We start from the raw sequence: 22,595 nt of genomic DNA on the forward strand, positions 1-22,595 counted from the left end.
TGCACCGTAACGCACCCAGTTTTGCAAAGAACATTGCAGTTTTGACGAACTGCAGTTTATGTTGTCGACACTCCCCGACGGAAGGCGTTCCCCATGACGCTGCTGGCTCGACTGGACCGGCTCCCGCTGAGCCGTCCCCACTACAAACTGCTGCTCATCGGCGGGCTCGGCTACACCTTCGACGGAATGGACTCGGCGGTCGTCGCCTTCCTGCTGCCCAGCGCCAAGGCCGCGTGGCACCTCGACAACGGCCAGCTCGGCCTGATCGGCTCCGCGACGCCGTTCGGCTTCCTCTTCGGCGCCATCGCGGCCGGCCTGCTCGGCGACCGCATCGGCCGCAAGAAGGTCATGATGTACGCGCTGGCCTTCTACGCGCTGTTCTCCGTCGTCGCGTCCTTCTCGCCGAACTACGAGGTCTTCCTCGGCGCCCGCGTGCTCGCCGGGGCGGGCGCGGGCGCCGAGAGCGCGATCATCGCGCCCTTCCTCTCCGAGTTCGTCCCGGCCAAGCGGCGGGGCTGGTTCGTCGGTGCGCTCGCCGGGTTCTTCTCCTTCGGCTTCGTCGCGGCCGCGCTGATCGGGCGGTTCGTCGTGCCGTCGTTCGACCAGGGCTGGCGGGTCGCGCAGCTGGTCACCGCGCTGCCGATCGTGATGCTGCTGTGGTGGCGCCGGTCGCTGCCCGAGTCGCCGCGGTTCCTGCTCGCCAACGGGCGGGCCGCCGAGGCCGAGCACGTCGTGGCCAAGATCGAGCGGGACGTCGAGAAGGCCACCGGTACCACCCTGCCGCCGGTCCCGCCGTCCGACGCCCAGCCCGCCACCGAGACGCCGAAGGTGAACCTCCTCAGCGCGCTGAAGTTCCTGTGGAGCCCCGCGATGCGCCGCCGGACCGCGGTGATCTGGACCGTCTGGTTCGTGATCACCTTCTCCTACTACGGCTTCTTCTCCTGGATCCCGACGCTGCTGGTGGAGCGCGGCATCACGGTGACGAAGAGCTTCGAGTTCTCGATCATCATCTACCTGGCCCAGGTCCCCGGGTATTTCTCGGCCGCGTGGCTGTCCGAACGGCTCGACCGCAAGCACACCATCGCCCTCTACCTGGCCGGCTCGGCGGTGAGCGCGTTCTGGCTGAGCCAGACGAGCGCGCCGTGGTCGATCACGCTCGCCGGGGCGGTGCTGTCCTTCTTCCTCAACGGCACCTACGCCGGGGTGTACTCGTACACGCCCGAGGTCTTCCCGACCTGGATCCGGGCCAGCGGCACCGGCCTGTCCAGCGCGTTCGGCCGGGTCGGCAGCATCCTCGCGCCGACGATCATCGGCCTGTCCGCGGCGAGCCTCGGCTTCGCCGGCGTCTTCGGGCTGACGACGGCGGTGCTGGCCGCCGGGGTGCTCTGCGTGCTCGTCTTCGGCCTGTCGACCGCGGGCCGCTCGCTGGAGGAACTGACCGAACACGGCGGGCCGAAGGCCGCCGCGAAGGAGATGACGAAGTGAGTCTGTCCACTGTGGAGGAACGGGTGCGCGCCGAGCTCGGCGTGCGGCTGTTCACCGTGCTCGCCTGGATCCCGGAACGCCGGGCGCTGCGCCGCGTGCACAGCAGCCACCCGGCCGAATACCCGGTCGGCGGGGAGAAGACGGTCGAGGTCGCGGCCGGCTGGCTCGAGCAGTGCATCACCGCGCAGGAGCCGTACTTCGGGCCGGACAGGGCGGCGGTGCGGGAGATCTTCGCCGACCACGAGCTGATCGAATCCCTCGGCTGCGGCTCGATCATCAACGTGCCGGTGGTCGACGGCGGCCGGACGCTCGGCGTCCTCAACATCCTCGACGCGGAGGGCGCCTACGACGAGGATTCCGTCGAGGTGGCCGAATCGCTCGCCCCGCTGGCCGTGCCGGCGCTCAAGGAGGAACAGTGAACCTGCTGCTGCGCAACGCCCGCCTGCTCGACCCGCTCACCGGCGAATACACCGAGGGTGACCTCCGGTGCGCCGACGGCCGGATCGCCGAGGTGGGGCCCGGCCTGACCGCGGCCGACGTGCGGTCGCTGGACCTGCGGGGCGCGGTCGTGCTGCCCGGGCTGGTCGACGCGCACGTGCACGTCACGGCGTCGACCGCGGACCTGGGTTCGCTGTCGTCGACGTCGCCGTCCTACGTGGCCGCGCACGCGGCCCGCACCATGAGCCGGATGCTCGACCGCGGGTTCACCACGGTCCGCGACGCCTCGGGCGCCGACTTCGGCCTCGCCGACGCGCAGGCGGAAGGGCTGTTCCGCGGCCCGCGCCTGCTGTTCTGCGGGCGCGCGCTGAGCCAGACCGGCGGCCACGGCGACAGCCGCACCCGCGGCACCCAGGTCAAGGACGACCACCCGTGCTGCGCGGGCCTCGGCCGGGTGGCCGACGGCGAGGACGCGGTCCGCGCCGCGGCCCGCGACGAGCTGCGCAAGGGTGCCCACCACATCAAGGTGATGGCCTCGGGTGGCGTGGCGTCCCCGACCGACCGCATCGACTCGACGCAGTACTCGGCCGGGGAACTGCGCGCGATCGTCGAGGAAGCCGAGGCGGCCAACCGGTACGTGGCCGCGCACGCCTACACCGCCCGCGCGGTGAACCGCGCGCTGGAACTCGGCGTGCGGTCGATCGAGCACGGCAACCTCCTCGACGACCGCAGCGTTTCGCTCTTCCTGGAGCACGACGCGTTCCTGGTCCCGACGCTGGTGACGTACTGGGCCCTGAAGGAGGAAGGCCGCGAGCACGGGCTCCCGGAATCGAGCTGGCGCAAGGTGGACGACGTCCTCGGCGCGGGCCTGGCGGCCCTGGACCGGGCGGCCCGCGGCGGCGTCAAGCTGGTCTACGGAACGGACCTGCTCGGCGGCATGCACCGCCACCAGAACCACGAGTTCCGCCTGCGCGCCGAGGTCCAGTCCCCGCTGGAAGTCCTCCGCTCGGCCACCTCGACGGCGGCGGAGCTGCTGAACCTCACCGGCGAGATCGGGACACTGGCGGTGGGCGCGCACGCGGACCTGCTGGTGGTGCCCGGCGATCCGCTGGCCGACATCGGCGTCCTGGCCGAGCCGGAGAAGTTCCACCACGTCATCCAGGGCGGCGCGGTGGTGTCCGGCTGACTACCAGTTCCGGACGGGCGGCGCGTACCCCGCCGGCTTGTCGCCGATCTTCAGCTCCGGGCTGACGATCCAGTTCTGGTAGGCCGGGGTGAACATCCGGTACACCGACGCCGGCGGGACCGCGCTCGCCTCGTCGAGCTGCGCGCGCAGCTCGGCCGGGATCTCGAAGTCGAGCGCGGCCATGCTCGTGCCGAGCTGGTCCGCGCTGCTCGCGCCGACGATCGCCGCCGCGACGCCGGGCTGGGTGGCGACCCAGTTGATCGCCACCTGGGCCATCGTCACGCCCAGCTGGTCGGCCACTGCTCCGAGGGGTTCGAGCAGCTGCCGGTCGCGCTCGGTCCACGTCGGGGCGTCGCTGAGACGGCCCGCGCCGCCGTCGCGGTACTTGCCGGTCAGGAAGCCGCCCGCCAGGGGGCTCCACGCCGTGACGCCGAGGCCGAGCGTCTGTCCCATCGGGACGTGCTCGGTCTCGATTTCCCGCTGCACCAGCGAATACGGCAGCTGCAGGTTCACCATCGGCGCCAGCGCGTGCGCCTCCGCGAGCGTCTGCGCCCGCGCCGCGTACCAGCTCGGGACGTCCGACAGGCCGGGGTAGCGGATCTTGCCCGCGCGGACGAGGTCGTCGAACGTGCGCACGACCTCCTCCACCGGGGTGATCCGGTCCCAGGTGTGCAGCAGGAAGACGTCGACGTGGTCGGTGCCCAGCCGGCGCAGCGAGGCGTCGAGCGCGCGGATCATGTGCTTGCGCCCGTTGCCGCCGGCGTTGGGGTCGGCCGGGTCGACGCTGTTGGTGAACTTGGTGGTGAGCACCACCCGGTCGCGGACCCCGGCCTCGGCGATGAGCTTGCCGAGGATCGTCTCGCTTTCGCCCGCGGTGTAGAAGTCCGCGGTGTCGACGAAGTTGCCGCCCGCGTCGAGGTACGCGCGGAAGATCGGGCGGACTTCGGCTTCGGTCCTGCCGTAGGCGGCGTGGAAACCGCCGGTGCCGAAGTTCATGGTGCCGAGGGCGATCCGGCTGACGCGCAGTCCGGACCGGCCGAGGAGGTAGTACTGATCGAGTGCCATGAGCCGAGCGTGCCGAGCCGATTTTGGACCTGCAAGTCCAGTCCGCGAGCGCCGGGGGAGGTGGCGCTCGCGGACCGGGGTCTCAGCGGCAGCGGTAGCTCGACGCCGTGGCCGGGTCACCGCCGGTGTATCGGGAAACCCGCGGCAGTGGGCACAGGTCGCGGGTCCGGCCGTCCGCGGCCGCCGCCGTCAGCGTGGCCGGCGCCTTTCCGTGCTCGACCCAGTCGACCAGCTGGCCGAGCGCGTTCGTCGGCTCCGGGCCGCCACCGCCGAAGCAGTGCTCGACGCCCGGCGCGAGGAACAGCCGGTAGAAGCCGTTCACCCGCTGCGCGCCACCCATCGTGCGTTCCACCCGGTCGCGGTAGGACAGCGTGCCGCCCGGCGGGATCAGCTGGTCGTTCGCGCCGACGAACGTGATCAGCTTGCCGCCCGCGCGCCGGAACGCCGACAGGTCCGGGTCGGACGTGCCGATGACGTCGTCGTACTCGCGCACCGACTGGCGGAACAGGGCCGCGAACTGGGCGTACGTCAGCTTCGAGGTGTCGAACCCCGGCTGCTTCTCCAGGAACGACTGCACCCACTTGACGGCGACCGGGAAGCCGGGCGCGGTCAGCGTCCCGTCGGGGCCGGGCTGGGTGCCGGCCAGCCACGTGAAGTCGGCGCCCTTCGGCAGCCCGGCCCAGAGCCTGCGGCCGTGCTCGTCGGCCGGGCCGGCCCAGATCTTGCGCACGACCTCGGCGTCCGCGGCCGTGACGGTGACCTCGTGGCCGTCGCAGACCACCTTCGTCCCGACCAGGCGGCGCGGGTCGTAGCCGCACTCGTCCGGCCGGTCGACGATGCCGTCGGTCACGCCGTCCTGCGCGTCGCACGCCCGGACCGCGGCCGTCCGGAACGCCGAAAGCACGCAGGGGCTGGGGAAGTCGTGACCGGCGTTCATCACGATCTGCGGCCAGAGGGTCGCGACCGCGAACCGCGTCCAGTCGACGGCGGGCGCGTTGGCCAGGATGCCGTCGAAGTCCTCCGGGTACTTCTGGGCTTCGGAGTAGCCCTGGCGGCCGCCGGTCGAGCAGCCGGTCCAGTAGGAGTACGAGATCGGCCGCTGGTAGTGCCGCTGGGTGACGGCCTTGCCGACCAAGGCGGCTTCGTGCACCGAGCGGGTGGCGAAGTTGGTCAGGAGCGTCCGGTCGACCTGGCCGTCCTTGACGGCCCAGGACGTGTCGAGGCCGTCCAGGGAGACGCCCGCATCGGTGGTCACGGCGGCGTAGCCGTCCTTGGCCGCCTGCGGGAGCCCGTCGAAGTTCCCGGCGGCGTAGGCGCTGCCGCCGAGGGCCTGCAGCCTGCCGTTCCACCCGGTGTCCGGCAGGGCCACGGCGACCTTGACGTGGTCGGTGCCGGTGTGGGTGAGCGTGACGGTGAGCTCGCAGTACGACGTCCGTGGTGCGGCCTGCACGGATTCGATCTTGGCGCCCGGCGGGGCGGGCACCGCGACGGCGGCGCACGGGGCCGGGGTTGCTGCCGAGGCGGCCGGCTGCGTGACGGTGGTCAGCAGGAGCGGCACGGCGGCGGCGAGAAGGAGGCGTTTCATCGGTCTCTCCGGTCGCTGGACATTGCGGGGGAACGCTAGGGGCGGAGCCCGGGACGCGGCGCCCGTCGGATGACGCTGCCGGCGTACGTCACTCGGCCGTGAGCTGCGGAAACATCGGTTGGGTAAGGTCGTTTCCATGGCGCTGAGCGGGCGGGACTCCGAGCTGAAGGAGCTGCGCGAGCTCGTCGACGGCCCGCAGGACCGCAGCGGCGTCCTCATCCGCGGCGAGGCGGGCATCGGGAAGTCCGCGCTGGTGACGGCCGCGGCCGCGGCGGCGTCGGTCGCCGGGCTGCGGGTGCTCCGGACGACCGGGGCGGAGGCCGAGCGGAACCTGCCCTGGGCGGGGTTGCACCAGCTGCTGTACCCGGTCCGCGCCGGGGTGGCGCAGCTGCCCGAGCCGCAGCGCGACGCCCTCCGCACCGCGCTGGGGCTGGCCGCGGGGGCCGAGCCGAGCGCGTACCTGGTCGGGCTGGCGGCCCTGACGCTGCTGGCCGAGGAGGCGGCGGCGAAGCCGCTGGTGCTGGTGGCCGAGGACGTGCACTGGCTGGACCGGGCGAGCGCGGACGCACTGGCGTTCGTGGCCCGGCGGATCGAGACCGAGCCGATCGTGCTGGTGGCGACGCTGCGGGACGGCTTCGAGTGCCCGCTGCTCGAAGCGGGGCTGGTACCGATGCCCCTGGACCGCCTCTCGCCCGACACGGCGGCGGAGCTGCTGGACGCGGTGGCACCCCGGCTGGCACCAGCGGTCCGGACGAGGCTGCTGGCCGAGGCGGCGGGGCTGCCGCTGGCGTTGACGGAGCTGCCCTCGGCGGTGGCGGAGTTCGACGGGGTGGACCCGGTGCTGCCGCTGACGGAGAGGCTGGAGCGCACGTTCACGGCCCGGGTGGCGGGGTTGCCGGAGGCGACGCGGACGGCGTTGCTGGTGGCGGCGCTGAACGAGACGACATCGTTGACGGAGACCCTGGCGGCGACGGGCAAGCTGCTCGGCGCGGGCGGACTGGCTTCGCTGGCCGGGGGTGGTGCGGAGGCGCTGCTCGGCGCGGATGCCGGCGAGCCGAGCTCGCTGCTGGGAGCTGGTTCCGGGGCGCTGCTCGGCGCGGGCGCGGTAGAGGCGGGCGAGCCGGGCCCCCGGTCCGAGGCCGGTGCGGCGGCACAGCCCAGCCGGACCTCGCCCGGAGCCGGACAGGCGGTGCTTCGACCGCCCCCGCCGATGTGCGCCGACCCCGCCGTCCTCGCCCCCGCCGTCGAAGCCCGGCTGATCGAGCTCTCCGCCGGGGCCGTCACCTTCCGGCACCCGCTCATGCGGTCCGCCATCCCCGCCGCCGCCACCCCGCTCGACCGCCGGAACGCGCACCTCGCCCTCGTCGAAGCCCTCGGCGGCCAGCCGGATCGGCGTGCCTGGCACCGGGCCGCCGCCACCGCCGGGCCCGATGAGACCGTGGCCGCCGAGCTCGAACGGGCCGCCGAGCGGGCGCGGTTCCGGGGTGGGGCCGCCGCCGCCATCGCCGCTCTCGAACAGGCGGCCCGGCTCAGTGCGCACGCGGACCACCGGACCGACCGGCTGCTGCTGGCCGCCGAACTGGCCGTCGAGTCCGGGCGGCGGGAGACCGCCGAACGCCTGGTCCACGCCGCCGATCCGGCCGATCCCCGGAGGCGGGCCACGGCCGGGCGGGTGCTCAGCGAGTTCGAAGACGGCGTCCGCGAAGACCCCGCCCGCGTCGCCGAACTCGCCAGGACCGCCGCCTCCGTCGCCGCCGACGGGCAGCACGACGCCGCCCTGCGGATCCTCTGGAGCGCCGCCATGCGCTGCTTCTGGAGCGAACCCGGCCCGGAAGCGAGACGGGCCCTCCTGGACGTCGCCGACCGGCTGCCCGTTCCCGGTGACGACCCGCGGATCGTCGCCGTCACCGCGTACGTCGCCCCCTTCGAACGCGGCGAAGCCGTCCTGACCCACCTGCGGACGCTGGTCGCCAGAACCGGCGCCGACCCCGAGGTCGACCGGTACCTGGGCAGCGCCGCGCTGCAGGTCGGCGCCTTCGACCTCGCCGCCCGGTTCTCCGCCGCCGCGGCACCCGGCCTGCGCGCGCAGGGCAGGCTCGGGCTGCTGCCGCGGGCGCTGGCCGTGCAGGCGTGGAGCCGCGTCCGGCTCGGCGACCTGGCCGGGGCCGTCCCCGCTGCGGCGGAGGCCGCCCGGCTCGCGCAGGAGACCGGCCAGCCGTTCATGGCCGGGCTCGCCACCGCCGTCCAGGCCGAGATCGCCGCCCTGCGCGGTGAGCACAAGCAGGCGAAAACCCTCGCCGACGAGGCCGAACGCGCCGGGCTCGCGGCCGGCGCCCGGCCCGTGCTCGCCACCGTCCAGCTCACGCGCGGGCTGATCCACCTCGGCGAGGGCCGGTTCGAAGACGCCTTCGCCGACCTGCGCCGGCTGCTCGACCCTGGCGACCCCGCCTACCAGCTGGCCCTGCGCACGTACTGCGTCGCCGAACTCACCGAGGCCGCCGTCCGGGCCGGGCGGACCGGCGAGCTGCGCGACGTCGTGGCCGGACTCGAGCGCCTCGACACGCCGTCACCCGCCCTGCACATCGGCCTCCGGTACGCGCGGGCCGTGCTCGACCCGGGCGACGAGCGGTTCGCCGAGGCGCTCGACGCCGACCTGGCGGGCTGGCCCGCCGAACGCGGCCGCGTCCACCTGGCGTTCGGCGAGTGGCTGCGGCGGCAGCGGCGGGTCGTCGAGTCGCGGACGCACCTGCGGACCGCCCGCAAGACGTTCGACGCGCTCGGCATCACCGCCTGGGCCGACCGCGCCCGGCGCGAGCTGCGCAGCGCGGGCGAGTCGAGCCCGAACCGCGACCCGGACGCCCGGGACAAGCTGACCCCGCACGAGCTGAGCATCGCCCAGCTCGCCGCCGAAGGGCTCACGAACCGGGAGATCGGGCAGCGGCTCTACCTCTCGCACCGCACCGTCGGCACCCACCTGCACCGGATCTTCCCCAAGCTGGGCGTCAGCTCCCGCGCCGACCTCGCCGGGAAGCTGAAGACGCTCGAAGGGTGACGTACACCGGCTGCGTCACCCGACGGGCGCGAAAGTCACCGAACCGCTCCTAACGTCGTGAAAGTCCCACGGTCTTTCGCGCAGGAGCAGCAGATGATCAGCAGGAGAAGGTTCGGGCAGGCGTTCGCGGCCGGGCTGGCGGCGACGTCACTGGCGGCCTGTTCGCAGGGCACCGCCACGTCCGCCGCGGCGCCCGACCTGCGGGCGGGGTCCGGCGAGCACACCTCGCTCGGCCCGGTGAAGCAGGCCGACGCCGGGGTGCTCACCATGGCCTACCACGAGTTCGGGCCGGCCGGCGGGCAGCCGGTGGTCCTGCTGCACGGCTGGCCGTACGACCCGTACAGCTACGTCGACGTCGCCCCGATCCTGGCCGCCGCCGGCCACCGCGTGATCGTCCCCTACCTGCGCGGCTACGGCCCGACGGTGTTCAAGTCCGCCGCGACGGTCCGCAACGGCCAGCAGACGGCCGTGGCGCTCGACGTGATCGCCCTGCTGGACGCGCTCAAGATCGACAAGGCCGTCTTCGGCGGCTACGACTGGGGCGGCCGGACCGTCGACATCATCGCCGCGCTGTGGCCGGAACGCTGCACGTCGATCGTCGCGGTGAGCGGGTACATCGTCACGAACCTCGCGGCGAACCGGAAACCGCTGGCCCCGGCGGCCGAACTCGGCTGGTGGTACCAGTACTACTTCGCGACCGAGCGCGGCCGGGCCGGCTACACGGCCAACCGCCACGACTTCAACAAGCTGATCTGGAAGACGGCGTCCCCGGCCTGGAACTTCGACGACGCCACCTACGACCGCAGCGCGGCGGCGTTCGACAACCCCGACCACGTGGCGATCGTGATCCACAACTACCGCTGGCGCCTGAGCCTCGCCCCCGGCGAGCCGCAGTACGAGCCGTACGAGCAGAAGCTGGCCGCCGGCGCGACGATCGGCGTCCCGTCGATCACGATCGGCAGCGACTTCGACGGCGCGGCGAAGGACGGGGCGGCGTACCGCGCGAAGTTCACCGGCAAGTACGAACACCGCGTGTTCGACGGCATCGGGCACAACGTCCCGCAGGAGGCGCCCCGGCCGTTCGCCAAGGCGGTCGTGGACGCCTCCCGCATGTAACGTCAGCGCAGCCGGCCGTCCTCCAGCCGCAGCCACCGGTCGATCCCGATCTCGGCCAGGAAGCGCTCGTCGTGGCTCACCACCACGAACGCGCCGCGGAACGCGGTCAGCGCGCTCTCCAGCTGCCCGGTGCTCACCAGGTCCAGGTTGTTCGTCGGCTCGTCCAGCAACAGCAGCTGCGGCGCCGGTTCGGCGAACAGGACGCAGGCGAGCGTGGCGCGCAGCCGTTCCCCGCCGGACAGGACACCGACCGGCCGGTGCACCCGTGACCCGCGGAAGAGGAAGCGGGCCAGCAGGTTCATCCGCTGCGCGGCCGGCAGCGCCGGGGCGGCCGCCGCCAGGTTCTCGGCGACGCTGCGGTCGTCGTCGAGCAGGTCGAGGCGTTGCGACAGGAAGGCGATTCGGCCGTCGGCGCGGGTGAGCGTGCCGGCCTCGGGCTCGAGGTCGCCCTGCACCAGCCGCAGCAGCGTCGACTTCCCGGCGCCGTTCGGGCCGGTGAGCGCGATCCGCTCGGGCCCCCGGATGGCCAGGTCGGCGCCGTCGCCGAAGAGGCCGCGCACCCGGAGGCCCTCGCCGAGGAAGAGGGTCCGGCCGGCAGGCACCTCCGTCTGCGGCAGCTGCAGGCTGATCTTCTCCTCGGTGCGCAGCTCGCGTCCCGCCTGGTCGAGCTTGGCCTTCGCGGCGCCGACGCGGGCGGCGTGCGTGCTGTCGGCTTTGGCCGCCGACTCCTGCGCGTTGCGCTTCATCGTGCCGGCGAAGATCTTGGGCAGCCCCGCGTTGCCGAGGTTGCGTGACGCGGTGCTCGCGCGGCGGGCGGCGCGCTCGCGGGCCTGCTGCAGCTCCCGCTTCTCGCGCTTGACCTCCTGTTCGGCACTGCGGACGTTCTTCTCGGCGACCTCGCGCGCGGCCCGGACGGCTTCTTCGTAGGCGGAGAAGTTGCCGCCGTGGAAGCGGATCTCCCCGCCGTGGAGCTCGGCGATCCGGTCCATCCGGTCGAGCAGCGCGCGGTCGTGGCTGACCACCAGCAGGCAGCCGGACCAGTCGTCGAGCACGGCGTGGAGCTTGTGGCGCGCTTCGGCGTCCAGGTTGTTGGTGGGTTCGTCGAGCAGCAGCACGTCCGGGCGTTTCAGCAGCTGCGCGGCGAGCCCGAGGGAAACGATCTGGCCGCCGCTGAGGGTGCTCAGCGTGCGGTCGAGCGCGATGCCGTCGAGACCGAGCCGGTCGAGCTGGGCGCGGGTGCGCTCCTCGATGTCCCAGTCGGTGCCGATGGTGGTGAAGTGCTCCTCGCCGGCGTCCCCGGACTCGACGGCGGCGATCGCGTGCAGCACCGGGGCCACCCCGAGGATTTCGGCGACGGACGGCTCCCCGCTCAGCGGCAGGTCCTGCGGCAGGTAGCCGAGCACGCCGTCGGCGGTGACACTGCCGGCGGAGGGCTTCAGCGCGCCGGCGACGAGCTTCAGCAGCGTCGTCTTGCCGGAGCCGTTGGGGGCGACGAGGCCGGTGCGGCCGCTCGCGAAGGTGGCGGACAGGTGGTCGAACACGGGGGTGTCGTCGGGCCAGGAGAAGGACAGGCCGGACAGCACGATTTCGGGCATGGCGAAGACCTCGGGAAAGGGAAGAGCGGAAAGGGGACGTCGACGGCGGCCCGCACCGGCACGGCCGGGGGCCTGCGGACTCCGGGGCTACCCGGAGATGTCGACGTCACCTGCCACGACTGGTCTCCTCCGTGTGGATCTTCTCCGTCGAAGATAGCAGGGTTGCCGGCCCGGCCCCCGGGTAACCGGCCCGGATGCGCATCGTGGTGACCGGCGCGACCGGCAACATCGGGACCGGGGTGGTCCGCGCGCTCGGCGCGGATCCCCAGGTCGAGACCATCGTCCAGCTGGCGCGGCGGCCCGCGGACGGCGTCGTCGCGGCCGACGTCGAACGCGACGACCTCGTGCCGCTCTTCCGGGGCGCCGACGCCGTGGTGCACCTGGCGTGGCTGTTCCAGCCGGCCCGGCGGCCCGAACGGACCTGGCGGGCGAACGTCCTCGGTTCGATGCGGGTGTTCGAGGCGGCGGCCACGGCGGGCGTGCCCAAGCTCGTCTACACGTCTTCGATCGGGGCGTACTCGCCGCGGGAGGACGAGGAGCCGGTGACCGAGGACTGGCCGACGCACGGCTGGCCAGGGGCGGCGTACACGCGGGAAAAGGCTTACCTGGAGCGGTACCTGGACGCGTTCGAGGCCCGGCACCCGGACCTCGCCGTCGTCCGGATGCGGCCGGGGTTCGTGTTCCAGCGCAGTGCCGCGACCGAACAGCGCCGGCTGTTCGCCGGGCCGTTCGTGCCGGGTTCGCTGGTGCGGCCGGGGTTGCTCCCGGTGCTGCCGGACATCCCGGGGCTGCGGTTCCAGATCGTGCACACGGACGACCTGGCCGACGCCGTCCACCGCGCGGTGACGCGGCCGGTGCGCGGGGCGTTCAACATCGCGACCGGCCCGGTGGTGGACCCGCGGTTCGCGGCGGACCTGCTGGGCGCCCGCCCGATCCCGCTCCCGGTGGCCGTGGTCCGCGCGGCGGTGGACGCGGCCTGGCGGCTGCACGCGATCCCGGCGACCCCCGGCCTGTTCGACGCCGTGATGCGGCTGCCCACAATGGACACGAGCCGCGCGGAGTCCGAATTGGACTGGCGGCCGCAGCGGGACGCGGCGTCGACGTTGAAGGAGTTCTTCGCGGGGCTCCGGACGGGCGCCGGCGCGGACACGGCCCCGCTGGCGCCGGACCGGCACCGGCTGCACGAACTCGCCACCGGTGTCGGCAGGAAGCCCTAGCGGCCCTGCTTCTCCGGCTCGGGGTACTGGCCACGGGCCCGGTCGGCCGCGGCCGTCGCGATACCGGCGGCGATCATGGCGACGCCGAGGCCGAGGTGCAGCCAGTCGTCGGCGTTGTCCATCGGGAGGATGTTGGCCGGGCTGTCGTGGTCCACGGCGAGGCCGAGCACCCACAGCAGCACGTAGAGCCCGCCGCCGATCATCAGGAAGGCCCGCGAACTGCCGTTGGCGCGGGCGGCCAGGACGCCGAGCACGCCGAACAGCAGGTGGACCAGGTTGTGCAGCACCGAAACGGTGAAGACGCCGAAGAGCTGCGCACCCGATTCGTGTCCGGCGAAGGTCAGTGCGTCGTAGTCCGCGGTGATCCCGGGCACGAACCCGGCCACACCGACGACCAGGAACGCGATCCCGAAGAGGAGGGCGGCGACCCGGGCGGTGCTCCGCCGGGTTTCGAGGTCCGTCATGGGGCCGGGCTACCCGGCCCCGGTGCGGGCAAACGCCTCAGACGAGCTCGGCCGAGACGACCGACGGCAGCGCACGCAGGCTGTCGAGGAGGGGGCCGGTCTCATCACCGGAGAGCAGGACGGCGCAGACCATGCTGCTTTCGCGGACACCGTCTTTGATGTCGACGGAAAGTTCGTGGACGAGCCGGCCTTCGAGCGCGCTGACCAGCGCGGGGACCTGTTCGGCACCCCCGACGAAGTAGGTGGCGATGCGCCGGCGCAGCAGCATGGCGGAGCGGGGCGCGGGAACGGCGAAGGACGTGGACATGGCGGATCTCCATCAGTGGAAGGAACGAGATCGGGGCCAGGTCCCGGAAAAGAGCGGTCACCAACGCAGCGCGCCGGCAACCTGGGTTCAGCCGGCGCGCCGGGTTACGAGCCGCAGGAACGGCAGGGGGCGCAGCACGGCGACAGGCTAACACGAGTCCGGCCGGGTGGGCAGAGCTGCGGGAGACGGGCCGGGGAACAGGCTGGGCCGGGCGGACGGCGGTCGGCCTGGGGGCGGGCGGGTGCGGCGAGGTCGGTCGGGCGGCGCTGGGCGTTGCGGCTGGTGGGCTGGGGTGGCCGCGGGCAAGGCGAGCTCGCCGTGCGCGGCGGAGCCGATCCGCTGCGGGCGAGGTCGCGGCTGACCCGGGCAAAGCTGCGGGTGCGGCCGGGAAGCCCGGCGGGTTCGCGGCTCGGTGGTGCGGTGCGGCTGGTCGGTGCCCTTGCCCCGCCAGCCTGCGAGCAGTGGCCGCGGCCCGGCGGGCGGCATGGCCGAGGGCGCGCCGGCAAGGGGCCGGTAGAGCACAGCAGTTGGTCGGCGGCGACCCTGGCCCGCCCGCCGCCACAGCGGCCGCGAGGTGCGCGCTCGGGCAGGGGCTGCGCCACCGCGGCCCAGCCCGTCAGCTCGCCCGGATTATCCCCAGCCCGAGCGGTGTGATCTCGTGGATCTGCGACTTCCCCGACCGGTTGCTGCTGATCAGCCCGCTCGCCCGCAGCACCGAGGCGTGCTGGCTGGCCGTCGCCGGGGAAATGCCCGTCAGGTCCGCCAGTTCCGTTGTGTTGCAGCGGGTCGTCGCGATCGTCACCAGCACCCGGGCCCTCGTGTGGCCGAGCAGGGCCGCCAGTGAGGGGCCCGGCTCCGCGTCGCTGTCGAACCTCGGGTGGCTGATCGAATACACCAACGCCGGCGGGAGGATCGGGTCCTTGTACGTCGTCGGCATGCCGTGGGCGAAGAACGCCGGGATCAGTCTCAGGCCGCGGCCGTCGAGGTGCAGTTCCTGGTCGATCGGGAAGCGCACGCGCAGCACCGGCGGGGCCCACGTCACCTCCGGGTGCAACGTCGACAGCAGCAGCTGCGGCCCGCCGCGGTCCAGGTTGGCCTGGAGCCGGTGGCGGTCGCGGGCCACCGCGCGGCGGACCGTCGCCCAGTCCGGGGCCACGCACTGGCGGTAGTAGTCGTGCAGGGCCGCGCCCAGCCGGCGCAGCTCGCGGTGCTCGCCGTCGCCCACCCGGCGCAGCCACGCCGGGACGTGGGTGCCCTGGGCCGCCAGCTCGCCGACGTCGGTGGCCAGCGTGCTCTCCGGCGTCTCGAGCACCGCCGCGATCCCGTCGCCGATCGTGCGGGCGCCCGCCGGGGTGAGGAAGTCCGGGCAGTACCCGTACGGCGGCACCGCGGACATCAGCAGCCGGCCGGACTGGGGGACCGCCGAGCGCGATCCGCGCCGCCAGCGGCCGTAGAAAGGCTCGCCCTCCGGGCGCCGGATGCGGTAGCTGCTCATCAGCAGCTCCCACATCGGGTCCGCGTCCTCGGCGATGGTCACCTTCGCCAGGTCCGCTTCCGTGAAGTGGATCTTCAACATCGATGGCCGCCCCTTTCCCGGCCGAGGGTAGCGGGCACCGCCGGAACCCCGGCGGGGGTCACGCGGTCGCCGGAAATTCACGCACCCGAACCGGAATTCCGCACGGTCTGGCGAGCCGACTTCACTCTCCGCAAGGGTAAAACGTCGCGTAGTGGCAGTTCACGCTGTGTGATTGGTGCGTACGGGGGAAACGACCGGCATTCCTTGACAACCCTGTGGCCACCAGGGTTACGTCGTTGGCTGAATTCCGCGGAAAAGGAACCGGAAATCGTTCTCGGGCCACCGGTACGAATCGAGCCACGCCACCGATGAAAGAAGACGAACCCTCGTCGCGTCGTTCCGTCACCTCCTGGAATCCCGGCAGCTGGCGGTTGCGAACCAAGATCTCCGTAGTGCTACTGCTCCCCGTGCTCGTCGCCCTGCTGCTGGCCGGCGGGCGGGTGCAGGCCGAGCTGGCCCGGGCCGGCGGGCTCAGCGCCGTGCGCGACCAAATGCCGGTCGTGCAAGGGATTTCCGAACTCGCCGGCCTCGCCGACGAGGAGATGATCCACGACGGCGCCGCCGCCCAGACCGCCGCGGTCGACGAAAAAGCCGCCGCCGTCCGGCACGACGCCGCATTTTCCCAGCTCAACCCGGAGCTGTCGCGATCATTGGAAGATCAGCTCGGTAAATTGGCCGACCTGCGGCAGCAGACCGGTTCGGCGGCCGTGAAAACCGCGGCTTACCACGACTTCACGGTGGCGCTGAGCGAAGTGATCGCCGGGATCGTCGAGCAGGCCGGGAATGGTGATCTCGGCGCGTTGGCCGCCGTCGCCGAATCATTGGTGCAGCTGAGGACCGGTTTGGCCGACCAGCAGGCATTGGCCGGGCGGCCCGAAGGCACTTCGGTGGCCGCCGCCGAACGCGCCGCGGCCGAGGAAACCGTACTCACCGGACAGATCCGGCGCGCGCTGCCCGCCGGCGCCGCGGCCGCCCGGTTCGCCGCGGCGACCAGCACCGGTGCCGGGGGTGTCGAGGCGAAGCGCACGATGCTCGGCACCATCCTCGCCGAACAGGTGAAAACGCTTTCGGACGCCGTCGGCGCCCAGACCAACACCGCCCGGTCCGGCGCGTTGCGCGACACCGCGCTGGTGATCGCGTCGCTCCTCGGCGCCCTCGCCATCGCCCTCGCCGTGGCCCGGTCGGTGGTCGCCCCGATCCGCCGCCTGCACGCCGCCGCGCTCGACACCGCGCAGCGCCGCCTGCCCGGCACCATCGAACGCATCCGCGAGGGCGAAGAGATCGACTGGCGGGCGGTCGCGCCGATCCCGGTCGACTCCGAGGAGGAGATCGGGCAGCTCGCGCGGGCCTTCGACGACATGCACCGGCAGGCGGTGCGGCTGGCCGTCGGCGAGCAGGCCGAGATGCGGATCCAGGTCAGCGAGATGTTCATGACGCTGTCCCGGCGCAGCCAGTCGCTGGTGGAGCTGCAGCTGTCGGTGATCGAGGACCTCGAAGCCGACGAGCAGGACCCGCAGCGGCTGGCCGAGCTGTTCCAGATCGACCACATCGCCACCCGGCTGCGGCGCAACGGCGAGAACCTGCAGGTCCTCGCGGGTGGCCGGCCGGTGCGCCGCGACGTCGGGCCGGTCGCGACGGTCGAGCTGCTGCGCGCGGCGACGTCGGAGGTCAAGGACTACCAGCGCGTCTCGCTCGGCAACGCGCCGCGCGGGTCGGTGCAGTCCGAAGCCGCGGCGGACGTCGTGCACATCCTCGCCGAGCTGCTGGAGAACGCCATCCGGTCGTCGCCGCCGGAGGAGCAGGTGGTGCTCACCGCCGACCGCGGCTTCGACGGCGGCCTGCTGATCGAGGTGGTCGACGTCGGGCTCGGCATGACCCGCGAAGACCTCGAAGCGGCCAACGCCCGGCTGGCCGCGGGGGCCGCGGTCAGCCCGGAGACCACCCGCCGGATGGGCCTGTTCGTGGTGAGCAGGCTGGCCGCGTCGCACGGGATCACCGTCCGGCTGCGGCCGACGACCACGCGGACGGCGAGCGCCGGCATCACCGCCAGCGTGCACGTCCCCGGCGTGCTGATCCTGGTCGACCTGCCGGCCCGGGCCGTCCCGCCCGCGCTGCCCCCGTCGGTCAACGGCACCAACGGCAGCACCAACGGCTCGGCGAACGGCGCGGCCCGCCACGAGCTCGAACCCCGGTGGCCTGCCGAGGAGCCGGTGCCGGACCCGCCGACGCCGATCTTCGACCAGATGCTGTCCCACTGGTTCGCCGAAGCCCCGGCGAACCCGCCACCCCCGGCGGCCTCGGCAGGGCCGTCAGGGCCGGTGAGCCCGCCGCGGTTGGCCGGGTGGGCGACGCCGGCCGACCAGGTCCGCCAGGCCGCGGAAGCCGCGGTCGGCACCCTCGACGACGTCGAGTTCACCGACTCGGGCCTGCCGGCCAGGACGCCGGGCGCGCAGCTCGCGCCCGGCTCGGTCGCCCCGCGCCCGCCGCAGCAGGCGGACAACTCCTTCCGCGACCCGGCCGCGGTGCGGAACAACCTTTCCCGGCACTACAGCGGCATGCGCGCGGCCCGGCACCGGGTCGCCGGCGAGCCCGATGCGGAGCAGCGATGAGCACCCGGCAGGACGGAGCGGAAGTGGCCGAGCGGTCCCGGAACTGGCTGGTGTCGGCGTTCACCCAGGAGGTGCCCGGCGTCGCGCACGCCGCACTGGTCTCGGCGGACGGGCTGCTCGTGGCGGCCAACGAGACCCTGCCGCGCGACCGCGCCGACCAGCTCTCCGCCATCGCCTCCGGCCTCTCCAGCCTCGCGCTCGGCACGGCCGACCTGTTCACCGCGGGGCGGGTGGTGCAGTCGGTGATCGAGATGGAGCAGGGCTTCCTGCTGCTGATGAACGTCGGCGACGGCTCGAACCTGGTGGTGCTGGCCAACCCCGGCTGCGACATCGGGCTCGTCGGCTACGAGATGACGCTGCTGGTGGACCGGGTCGGGAAGGTGGTCGAGACACCGGCTCGGCCCGCGGCCGCGCCGGGGGCGGCCCGGTGACCGAAGGCCGGCGACGCGAGGGCGGGCGGCACGCGGCGTCGCTGGCCCGCCCCTACGCCTGGACCGCCGGTCGCACCCGGCCGACGGTCGACCTCGCGGTGGAAGCCCTCGTGGAGACGACAGCGGAGGGCCGGACCGCGCCCTTCAGCCCGACCAACCCCCTGGCCGTGGTGACGCAGCTGTGCCTGCACCAGCGGTCGGTCGCCGAGGTCGCCGCCCACCTGGGCGTGCCGCTCGGCGTGGCGAGGGTGCTCATCGGCGACCTGCTCATCGCCGGCCAGGTGTCGATCCGCGACACGCTCACCGCGGACGCCTCCTGGGACGAACGGAACGACCTGCTCGAAAGGGTCCTCAGTGGACTACGTGCGCTCTGACAAAAGGATCACCTCGGCGAAGATCGTCGTCGCCGGGGGGTTCGGGGCCGGCAAGACGACGTTCGTCGGTGCCGTCTCGGAAATCGACCCGCTGCGGACCGAAGCCCTCATGACGTCGGCGGCGGTCGGCGTCGACAAGACCGAAGCGGTACCGGGGAAGTTCGCCACCACGGTGGCGATGGACTTCGGCAGGCTCACCCTCGCCGAGGACCTCATCCTCTACGTGTTCGGCACGCCCGGCCAGCACCGGTTCTGGTTCATGTGGGACGACCTCGTCTGCGGCGCGGTGGCGGCGATCGTCCTGGTGGACACGCGCCGGCTGGCGGACTCCTTCGCCTCGATCGACTTCTTCGAGTCGCGCGGCCTGCCGTTCCTGGTGGCCATCAACCAGTTCCAGGACACCCGCCAGCACGGGCCGGAGCAGGTGCGCGAGGCCCTCAAGATCCCGGCCGCGGTGGAGGTCGTCACCTGCGACGCGCGGTCGCCGGAGTCGACGAAGCGGACGCTCATCGCCGCGGCCGAGCACGCGCTCGCCGAGCACCACGCCCCCCGATCAAGGAAAGCCTGAAGGAGCCCGGAAAAATGCCCATGGACCACGAAGACTTCGCGATGGGCAACTGGCTCGTCGTGCTCGCCTACCTCACCTCGGTGGTGGGCTGCGCCCTCGGCCTCGCGTGCACGCTGCAGGCGCGGTCCACCGACAGCCCGCGCGCCCGGCTGACCTGGCTGGTGCTCGCGGCGGTGTCCATCGGCGGGGTCGGCATCTGGGTCATGCACTTCATCGCGATGCTCGGGTTTTCCACCCCCGGGCTGCCGGTGCGCTACGACATCCTGCGCACGGCGCTGTCGGCGATCCTCTCGGTGGCCGCGGTGTTCTGCGGGCTGCTGGTGTTCGGCGTCCGCAACCGGTTCGCGTGGAAGCGGCTGCTGCTCGGCGGGCTGCTGACCGGGCTCGCGGTGGCCGTCATGCACTACACGGGGATGTGGGCGGTGCAGGTCAAGGGCACGATCGGCTACGACCCGACGACGGTGGTGCTCTCGGTGGTCATCGCCGTCGTCGCGGCCACGGCGGCGCTGTGGTTCACCGTGGGGCTGGACAAGCTGCTGCCGCGGCTGGCGGCGGGGCTGGTGATGGGCGCGGCGGTCACCGGGATGCACTACACGGGGATGGCGGCGGTGCGCCTGCACCTGGACCCGGGTGCGCCGGACCCGTCCGGTACCGAGGTGTTCTCGTTCCTGTTCCCGGTGTTCGTGCTGGCCGCGCTGGCGATGGCGGTGCCGATCTGCGCGGTGCTGATGGCGACGTCGAGCTCGGAGGCGCCTCGGCACACTTCGGTCGTCTCCTAAGGCCTGTCTCGTAACTCGCGGTGTGGTTGGTGGGGCTGGTGTTGCGGTCAGCCGGTGAGGAGAATGTTGTGCATGTGCGCAATGCCGGACACCGTGTCAGCGAGTGTGTTTGCCGTTCGGCGGTAGTCGCGGAGAATCTTGAAGTTCTTCATCCGGGACAGGACGTGCTCGACCCGAGCGCGGATCGTGCGGTGAGTCGCGTTGAGGTCTTCCTTCCAGGCCGGCAACTCGGCACCGTCGCGGGGTTTGCGGTACGGCATGACAACCCCGGGATTGCCTTGGTAGCCACCATCGGCCACGACCGGCCGACCGGTGAGTGTCTCGGCGATGCCGGAGTCGCGGTAGACGGTGCAGTCGTTGCGGCTACCCGGTTGCGGGTCACCGGTGGCGATCACCAGTCTCGTCTCGGCGTCGATCGCGACCTGCAGGTTGGTCGAGTATCGGTAGTTCTTCGACGGGGTCGCCAGCCGGTGATCTCGCGTGGGTACCAGGGTGCCGTCCACGATCGCCACCGCATCGACCCGGCGTTTGCGGACCGGTGCCAGGGACAGCAATGTGATCACCTGCACCACACCAACATGATCAATTACCGGCACGACGAGCCCAACACCGGACTACGAGACATCCCTTAGTCGTCGGGAACGCGTAAAATATCCTGCCATATCGCCTGCTGAACGCAAATCTTCCTGTCTGCGGAGGTGCGTCACGACATGAAGAAGGGCCGCCCCGGAGTTTCCCGGGACGGCCTTGACGCGACGTGTCAGCCGAGAACGGGCTGGGGGCGGGTCCGCAGGAACCGCACGCCCGCCGCACCGGCGATGAGCACCGCCGCCACGAGCAGCAACCCCGCAGACACGCCGAGGTGGTGCGCCGGATCCAGGTACCCGTGGTTGGCGGGGTCGTAGGGGGCCGTGACGACCAGGACGCCGCTGCCGCCGAGCACGAGCACCGACGTGAGCGGCCCGGCCGCGACCGCCAGCGCGTCGCGCTCCGCCGGGACCGGCGCCACGGCCGCGACCATCAGCGTGATCGTGGCCGCGAGCAGCGCCAGCAGCACCGAACCCACCACCGAAAGCCGCTGGTCGATCAGTTTCTCCGGGGTCCCGCCGGTGGCGAACGCGGTGATGAGCAGCACCAGCCCCGCCAGCACCCCGAGCCCGGCGGCGATCGGCGTCCGCCGGCGCGACACCGCCGCCACACACCCGGCCGCCACCCCCAGCGCGGCCGCGATCCACCGCGACACCGGGTCGAACGCGGCCGCGTAGAGCGCCAGCATCAGCGGCGCGTTCGCGCTGAGCTGGACCAGCCCCATCACCGCGACGCCGAAGAACACCCGCGCCCCGGCGAGCGCGGCCAGGAGCACGGCGCCCACCAGGATGCCGAGGCCGACGATCGCGGGCAGCACGTCGGGGTGCCGGGCCAGCGAACCGGGCGACACCCCCAGCAGGTCCGCGATCAACGTGTTGTCGACGGAGTAAGCGGCCATCGGGAGCAGCACGGCCCCGACCGCCGCCACAGCCAGCCTGGGCCGCATCCGCTCCGGCGGAGTCCAGTCGCTCCGCAGCCGGACGGTCAGGACGGCGAGCACAGCACCGCCGAGCCCGACGACGGTGAACGCGAGCTGCCAGGACGTCTTGCTCTCGAACGAGCCGAGCCACGGACTCCCGATCAGCGCCGCCGCGAACACCTGCACGCCGACGGCCAGGCCTGCCACCAGGATCCCGGCGGCACGCGCGCCCTGCCGGAACAACGCCTGTGCCGCGCCCAGCACTGCGATCAGCACCATCGCCGGACCGGCGTGCGCGGCGATCTCCACCGAGACGTGCACGGACAGGGACGGCACCAGCGCGAACACCGCCATCGGCAGCGAAACCACCACTCCGGCCAGCAGCGTCCACGCCCACCAGCGAAGCGTGAACAGCGCGATCAGAATTCCGGCCAGCGGCACGAACTCGGCCGTCAGCGTGTGCCCGCTCCAGCCCGCCGGACCCGCATTCGCCACGAACGGCGGCAGCGGCATGTCCCACTTCATCAGCCAGCTGACCACGACCCCGAGCGCGGCCACGGCCGCGACAGTCGTCAACGCAATAGATCTTCCCCCATTCATGTCCGGACCTTAGCGCGAACCACCAGCCCGGTCACGTCCCGATCATGCCGACCGCCTGCGGGCGCCCGCACCGGAAAGGTCGCACTCGACCTCGTGACGGACGACAGCACCACGCTCCTGCTCGGCGGGCGCATCTACGCCCCGGCCGGGCCGGACGCGACCGCGATGGCGGTCACCGGCGGCACCGTCGTCTGGGTCGGGCAGGACGCCCCGGCCCGCGCCCTGCACCCCGGCGCCCGCGAGATCCGGCTCGACGGCGCCTTCGTCGCGCCCGCGTTCGTCGACGCGCACGTCCACGCCACCGCCACCGGCCTGCACCTGACCGGCCTCGACCTCACCGGCGTCCGCAGCGCCGCCGGCCTCCTGGCCGCCGCGCGACGCTGTGATCGCCCGCACCACACCAACATGATCAACCACAGGCCCGGTCAGCAGCCCGTCGGGGTTACGAGACTTCCCTTTGTCCGGCAGGTGATTTCGTCAGTGCAGGGCCGGGCGGTCACGGGTGCGAAACAAGGGTGAAACAACGCGCGGCCTTTCGCGCACACCGCCTTACTGCAGACGCCAGCCCTCCCCTTTCCAAAAGGCCGAAAATCCGCTTCTCTCCTTGCCTTCCGGCGGCAAGGGGAGAAGCGTGGTCGCCA

18 protein-coding genes and 2 pseudogenes are annotated in these 22,595 nt (G+C 72.7%); 12 read left to right on the forward strand and 8 right to left on the reverse strand.

Annotated features, from left to right (window positions below; translation table 11 throughout):
* The first annotated feature begins 93 nt into the window (after positions 1 to 93).
* The 3 genes from HUT10_RS37155 to HUT10_RS37165 are packed head-to-tail and all read left to right on the forward strand — an operon-like array spanning position 94 to position 3,109.
* On the forward strand, positions 94 to 1,485 hold the full coding sequence (locus tag HUT10_RS37155; protein WP_176175452.1) for an MFS transporter: 1,392 nt from the start codon (positions 94 to 96) through the stop codon (positions 1,483 to 1,485).
* Positions 1,482 to 1,904 carry a GAF domain-containing protein gene (locus HUT10_RS37160; protein ID WP_176175453.1) on the forward strand — a complete coding sequence of 141 codons (423 nt, stop codon included), beginning with the start codon at positions 1,482 to 1,484 and terminating at the stop codon, positions 1,902 to 1,904. Before HUT10_RS37155 ends, HUT10_RS37160 begins: the two co-directional genes overlap by 4 nt.
* Positions 1,901 to 3,109 (forward strand): amidohydrolase family protein, encoded by a 1,209-nt coding sequence (locus HUT10_RS37165; protein ID WP_176175454.1) that lies wholly within the window; start codon positions 1,901 to 1,903, stop codon positions 3,107 to 3,109. The genes HUT10_RS37160 and HUT10_RS37165 overlap by 4 nt, the downstream gene beginning before the upstream one ends.
* On the opposite strand, the gene HUT10_RS37170 is transcribed toward HUT10_RS37165, so the two are convergent.
* Positions 3,110 to 4,174, reverse strand: coding sequence for an aldo/keto reductase (locus tag HUT10_RS37170; protein WP_176175455.1), 1,065 nt, complete (start codon positions 4,172 to 4,174; stop codon positions 3,110 to 3,112).
* 82 nt (positions 4,175 to 4,256) lie between these two features.
* On the reverse strand, positions 4,257 to 5,759 hold the full coding sequence (locus HUT10_RS37175; RefSeq protein ID WP_176175456.1) for a tannase/feruloyl esterase family alpha/beta hydrolase: 1,503 nt from the start codon (positions 5,757 to 5,759) through the stop codon (positions 4,257 to 4,259).
* Positions 5,760 to 5,895: 136 nt separating this feature from the next.
* Between HUT10_RS37175 and HUT10_RS37180 the strand changes: the two genes are divergently transcribed.
* Both HUT10_RS37180 and HUT10_RS37185 read left to right on the forward strand, forming a co-directional pair.
* A complete protein-coding gene (locus tag HUT10_RS37180; RefSeq protein ID WP_176175457.1) occupies positions 5,896 to 8,811 on the forward strand; it encodes an AAA family ATPase in 2,916 nt (971 codons plus the stop codon).
* Positions 8,812 to 8,904: 93 nt separating this feature from the next.
* Positions 8,905 to 9,927 (forward strand): alpha/beta fold hydrolase, encoded by a 1,023-nt coding sequence (locus tag HUT10_RS37185; protein ID WP_176175458.1) that lies wholly within the window; start codon positions 8,905 to 8,907, stop codon positions 9,925 to 9,927.
* A 2-nt stretch (positions 9,928 to 9,929) separates the two neighbouring features.
* Here the strand turns inward: HUT10_RS37185 and HUT10_RS37190 are convergent, their stop codons facing one another.
* Positions 9,930 to 11,522, reverse strand: a complete 1,593-nt coding sequence (locus HUT10_RS37190; RefSeq protein ID WP_176175459.1) for an ABC-F family ATP-binding cassette domain-containing protein — start codon at positions 11,520 to 11,522, stop codon at positions 9,930 to 9,932.
* A gap of 194 nt (positions 11,523 to 11,716) precedes the next feature.
* Between HUT10_RS37190 and HUT10_RS37195 the strand changes: the two genes are divergently transcribed.
* On the forward strand, positions 11,717 to 12,739 hold the full coding sequence (locus HUT10_RS37195) for an NAD-dependent epimerase/dehydratase family protein (protein ID WP_176175460.1): 1,023 nt from the start codon (positions 11,717 to 11,719) through the stop codon (positions 12,737 to 12,739).
* Here HUT10_RS37195 and HUT10_RS37200 read toward each other — a convergent pair.
* The 3 genes from HUT10_RS37200 to HUT10_RS37210 form a co-directional block, all read right to left on the reverse strand.
* On the reverse strand, positions 12,736 to 13,203 hold the full coding sequence (locus HUT10_RS37200) for a DUF4383 domain-containing protein (protein ID WP_176175461.1): 468 nt from the start codon (positions 13,201 to 13,203) through the stop codon (positions 12,736 to 12,738). The genes HUT10_RS37195 and HUT10_RS37200 overlap by 4 nt on opposite strands.
* A 37-nt stretch (positions 13,204 to 13,240) precedes the next feature.
* A complete protein-coding gene (locus HUT10_RS37205) occupies positions 13,241 to 13,510 on the reverse strand; it encodes a hypothetical protein (RefSeq protein WP_176175462.1) in 270 nt (89 codons plus the stop codon).
* A gap of 616 nt (positions 13,511 to 14,126) precedes the next feature.
* A complete protein-coding gene (locus HUT10_RS37210; RefSeq protein ID WP_176175463.1) occupies positions 14,127 to 15,086 on the reverse strand; it encodes a helix-turn-helix transcriptional regulator in 960 nt (319 codons plus the stop codon).
* Between the two features lie 392 nt (positions 15,087 to 15,478).
* Between HUT10_RS37210 and HUT10_RS37215 the strand changes: the two genes are divergently transcribed.
* The 5 genes from HUT10_RS37215 to HUT10_RS37235 are packed head-to-tail and all read left to right on the forward strand — an operon-like array spanning position 15,479 to position 19,847.
* The gene (locus HUT10_RS37215; RefSeq protein WP_254897199.1) at positions 15,479 to 17,695 is read left to right on the forward strand and encodes an ATP-binding protein; all 2,217 of its coding nucleotides are present in this window, start codon (positions 15,479 to 15,481) and stop codon (positions 17,693 to 17,695) included.
* Positions 17,692 to 18,126, forward strand: coding sequence for a roadblock/LC7 domain-containing protein (locus tag HUT10_RS37220; protein ID WP_176175465.1), 435 nt, complete (start codon positions 17,692 to 17,694; stop codon positions 18,124 to 18,126). Before HUT10_RS37215 ends, HUT10_RS37220 begins: the two co-directional genes overlap by 4 nt.
* Positions 18,123 to 18,500, forward strand: coding sequence for a DUF742 domain-containing protein (locus HUT10_RS37225; protein ID WP_013229224.1), 378 nt, complete (start codon positions 18,123 to 18,125; stop codon positions 18,498 to 18,500). Before HUT10_RS37220 ends, HUT10_RS37225 begins: the two co-directional genes overlap by 4 nt.
* Positions 18,481 to 19,068: an ATP/GTP-binding protein gene (locus tag HUT10_RS37230; RefSeq protein ID WP_176175466.1), complete on the forward strand. Its 588-nt coding sequence runs from the start codon at positions 18,481 to 18,483 to the stop codon at positions 19,066 to 19,068. The genes HUT10_RS37225 and HUT10_RS37230 overlap by 20 nt, the downstream gene beginning before the upstream one ends.
* A gap of 20 nt (positions 19,069 to 19,088) precedes the next feature.
* A complete protein-coding gene (locus HUT10_RS37235; protein ID WP_176178224.1) occupies positions 19,089 to 19,847 on the forward strand; it encodes an MHYT domain-containing protein in 759 nt (252 codons plus the stop codon).
* Positions 19,848 to 19,894: 47 nt separating this feature from the next.
* On the opposite strand, the pseudogene HUT10_RS37240 reads toward HUT10_RS37235, so the two are convergent.
* Both HUT10_RS37240 and HUT10_RS37245 read right to left on the reverse strand, forming a co-directional pair.
* Positions 19,895 to 20,401: pseudogene (locus HUT10_RS37240) on the reverse strand (transposase); the annotation flags it as partial.
* A 206-nt stretch (positions 20,402 to 20,607) separates the two neighbouring features.
* Entirely contained in the window at positions 20,608 to 21,930 is a 1,323-nt protein-coding gene (locus tag HUT10_RS37245) for a hypothetical protein (protein WP_176175467.1), read from the reverse strand.
* A 117-nt stretch (positions 21,931 to 22,047) separates the two neighbouring features.
* Between HUT10_RS37245 and HUT10_RS37250 the strand changes: the two are divergent.
* Positions 22,048 to 22,332: pseudogene (locus HUT10_RS37250) on the forward strand (amidohydrolase family protein); the annotation flags it as partial.
* Between the last annotated feature and the right edge of the window lie 263 nt (positions 22,333 to 22,595).

The organism is Amycolatopsis sp. Hca4, assembly GCF_013364075.1.
Lineage (GTDB): Bacteria > Actinomycetota > Actinomycetes > Mycobacteriales > Pseudonocardiaceae > Amycolatopsis.

Excerpts from the sequence above, each read along its gene's own strand:
- HUT10_RS37155 (WP_176175452.1), top strand. The coding sequence starts at position 94 with ATGACGCTGCTGGCTCGACTGGACCGGCTCCCGCTGAGCCGTCCCCAC.
- HUT10_RS37170 (WP_176175455.1), bottom strand. The coding sequence starts at position 4,174 with ATGGCACTCGATCAGTACTACCTCCTCGGCCGGTCCGGACTGCGCGTC.
- HUT10_RS37175 (WP_176175456.1), bottom strand. The coding sequence starts at position 5,759 with ATGAAACGCCTCCTTCTCGCCGCCGCCGTGCCGCTCCTGCTGACCACC.
- HUT10_RS37180 (WP_176175457.1), top strand. The coding sequence starts at position 5,896 with ATGGCGCTGAGCGGGCGGGACTCCGAGCTGAAGGAGCTGCGCGAGCTC.
- HUT10_RS37185 (WP_176175458.1), top strand. The coding sequence starts at position 8,905 with ATGATCAGCAGGAGAAGGTTCGGGCAGGCGTTCGCGGCCGGGCTGGCG.
- HUT10_RS37190 (WP_176175459.1), bottom strand. The coding sequence starts at position 11,522 with ATGCCCGAAATCGTGCTGTCCGGCCTGTCCTTCTCCTGGCCCGACGAC.
- HUT10_RS37195 (WP_176175460.1), top strand. The coding sequence starts at position 11,717 with ATGCGCATCGTGGTGACCGGCGCGACCGGCAACATCGGGACCGGGGTG.
- HUT10_RS37200 (WP_176175461.1), bottom strand. The coding sequence starts at position 13,203 with ATGACGGACCTCGAAACCCGGCGGAGCACCGCCCGGGTCGCCGCCCTC.
- HUT10_RS37205 (WP_176175462.1), bottom strand. The coding sequence starts at position 13,510 with ATGTCCACGTCCTTCGCCGTTCCCGCGCCCCGCTCCGCCATGCTGCTG.
- HUT10_RS37210 (WP_176175463.1), bottom strand. The coding sequence starts at position 15,086 with ATGTTGAAGATCCACTTCACGGAAGCGGACCTGGCGAAGGTGACCATC.
- HUT10_RS37220 (WP_176175465.1), top strand. The coding sequence starts at position 17,692 with ATGAGCACCCGGCAGGACGGAGCGGAAGTGGCCGAGCGGTCCCGGAAC.
- HUT10_RS37235 (WP_176178224.1), top strand. The coding sequence starts at position 19,089 with ATGGACCACGAAGACTTCGCGATGGGCAACTGGCTCGTCGTGCTCGCC.